This is a genomic window from Lentiprolixibacter sp. (assembly GCF_982873095.1).
The window spans coordinates 29555-30063 of sequence record NZ_CEYNTP010000005.1 but is presented as its reverse complement, the minus strand read 5'-3'; the positions used below and the strand labels follow the sequence as shown (position 1 = coordinate 30063).

Here is a 509-nt window from a genome sequence, read left to right as displayed (position 1 = left end):
TGGAAAAAGCGTTTCATATCATCCATCAACATGTCCTTGGTCCAAAGGTCGATTTTTAGCGACTCCTTGTTTTTGCTGTCCCAGACAGAAAGGAGCATGGCCTTTGCCTCTTCTTTATTTATACCTCCATCTTCAGCGGTCCAGTGTAAGGTTTCCGGTACGCGGTTTTCGTCCAGAGCAACCTCAAGTGTAATTTTAGAGTTATGCAACTTGGCCATATGCTATCGTTTAGGTTTGTAATTCGCCTCTTGAAAAAGGGTTTTTGCTGGCATTTGCAAAATACGTTGCAAGGGCACTTCATGCTTTTCCGCATAGGACCGTACGATCTGCCATCCCATGTAGCGCCCAATCCTGCCAGGAGATTCATTGTCCAGCGCCAGGCGGAATTTCGAAAAAGGAGCGGGATCCAGGAACCTGGGACCCAGTTTCCGGTCCGTACTGTATAAAAGTTCTTTCTCTACGAAATAACGCCAGATCTGTTCTTCGTTTGCCACTGCCCACTCCAATTG

1 protein-coding gene and 1 pseudogene are annotated in these 509 nt (G+C 46.8%); both read right to left on the bottom strand.

Going from position 1 to position 509, the window contains the following annotated elements:
- Positions 1 to 218: pseudogene (locus AC4E7D_RS00885) on the bottom strand (gliding motility protein GldC); the annotation flags it as partial.
- A 3-nt stretch (positions 219 to 221) separates the two neighbouring features.
- On the bottom strand, positions 222 to 509 hold a 288-nt coding region (locus AC4E7D_RS00880), incomplete at its 5' end, for a gliding motility protein GldB-related protein (RefSeq protein ID WP_490171912.1).